We start from the raw sequence: 2,105 nt of genomic DNA, 5'->3' as shown, positions 1-2,105 counted from the left end.
GTTCCAGAACGTCAACCAGGCAGAACGCGCTATGGATATTCTGTTCGGAGCAAGAGATCACAAGTGGGATCGTAAGATGGCACAAACCGCCACAGCGATCCAGGGGACGAAGAAAGAAAATATCGCCATAATGAAGAGGGCAAGAGGGAAAACCTTGTCATTCTTGTTAAAAAACAACGACATAGCTGCTGCATCACGATGGCTGAGAGTTTACGACCAAACCCACAACGACAGGAGTTATAGGATCATAAGCCCAGAAGGTGGGGTTCATGACTATGCCAAGATTAAGTCTGGCAGGAAAGCTACATCAGCATGGGGGTCTTACAATGAAATAGCAAAAGTTCTTTCCATTCTCACTGACGGACGAGCGGAAAATATTTTTTATCAGATAGGTAGAGAACACAAAGTCAGGAACTTTTATAACAATTTGTTTGCTCCTAATAGCGATATGCCGTTTGCTACTATAGATACTCACGCTGTTGCTGCAGCCTTGTTTAGACCACTAGCGGTTGACGACGTTGAGGTTCGGCAGGCTTTCGGCTCCTCTGGCTCTTCTTCGTCGTCTATCACTGGGCAAAAAGGGACATATTCAATCTTTCTTGAGGTATACAAAAGAGCTGCAGAACAGCGCGGTTTAAGGCCGAGGGAAATGCAGTCAATGGCATGGGAAGCCATTCGTGGTTTATTTGAGGACAACCAGAAAACCAAAAAGACCAAGGCGTTTGCCTCTGAAACATGGGAGAAGTTTTCCAATGGGGAAATCTCTCAGCAAGAGGCAAGGGAAGCAATCAATGACTTATTTGGTGGGGTCACAAACCCTGCGTGGGTGAACACTGAATATTCGAGAGAGGTAGTGCCGACTTATACGGGGGCTGCCCAAGCGAACATCAACTACAGAGCAAACGGGGAAAGCGCACCATCCTCACCGGTGAACATTATGCTGGAAGTAGCACCGGATCCAAACAACATTCAACTGACAGCAGAGTGGGACGCCCTGCCAGAAAGTGAAAAGCTTAGGATTAGCCAATCAGTTGCAGCCACGATCATCGAAAAAACTTTAAAAGAGTTTGGGACTGATGGGGATTTTTCTCTCCAGTTTGGTGGATATATGGGGGCAACAAATCCATCAATGATGCTCACAGTAGAGAGAGCAGAACTCGCGATCCCAGTGGCTAAAATGCTGGGGTATGTACTCTCTCAAGATAGCATGATGGTCACATCAGAAGATTCTGTTGTTGGGACTAGCGAGGTTGGTGTTGTTACTATTGCCCTCCCTGATGGGTACGGAGCTATTGACATTGAAAACCTATATGATACTCTGTACGAGCTAGAAGAAAAAGGTAAGCCAATCGTCGGTGGTCATTCCACAAGAGATGGGCAGATGGCTATCCTTAATTCTAGCAACGTAAAGGACTATGATCTAGCTAAAAGGATAGAAGAGAAAATAGGGCGTTCATTCCAGATAGATATGGGAAAAGTTAACGCAGCATTCCCGCAGAAAGAGGAATACGATTATGACAGTAACAGACAAGAGGCATCTGCCACTACCAAAGGGACACCCATTCTCAGGCGCGCAGATACACTTCGGAATCAAGCCACCAGAGAACTGGAACAAGAACTCAGAAAGACAAAAGAGTCCAAAAGCGAAACCCTCCTCTACCAGGGTAGCCAAGACCAACTAGGTTTCTACTCCGCTCTTACCAAGGCAGCCCACGACATAAAGCAGAACTCCCTCCCTGCTAAGTCGTGGGTGAATGCCTTACTCAAACAACCTAATGTAAAAAAACAAGAAATTGAAGCCGTAGGTCTACAGGAATGGCTAGACATGCAAGACAGTAAAGTCTCGCGTGAATCTGTTATTGCGTTCTTAGACCAAGGTGGAGTCCAGATTGAGGAAGTAACCAAAGGGGTCGAGGGATTCGATGAAAACAATCCTACCCTACCCGCTAACACCGACCTTGCAGTCGTTGAAGCACCAGAAGATTTTGGGTCAGAGTTTGCCTATGGTGTAGTTTACGGTGGTGAAAGTACGGTTGGTTTAGGACATACCGAGGAAGAGGCGATACTTGATGCCTATTCAGGACACCCTGAGTATTGGGAAGAGG

1 protein-coding gene is annotated in these 2,105 nt (G+C 46.4%); it reads left to right on the top strand.

The genetic code is table 11. The features are described 5' to 3' along the window. Nucleotides 1-76: 76 nt before the first annotated feature. The coding region (locus U9Q77_11380; GenBank protein ID MEA3287958.1) for a hypothetical protein at nucleotides 77-2,105 on the top strand (2,029 nt) is incomplete at its 3' end.

It is taken from the genome of Candidatus Neomarinimicrobiota bacterium, assembly GCA_034716895.1.
In the GTDB taxonomy this organism is placed as follows: Bacteria; Fidelibacterota; UBA8477; order UBA8477; family JABMPR01; genus JABMPR01.
This window is presented reverse-complemented; position numbering and strand designations above follow the sequence as displayed.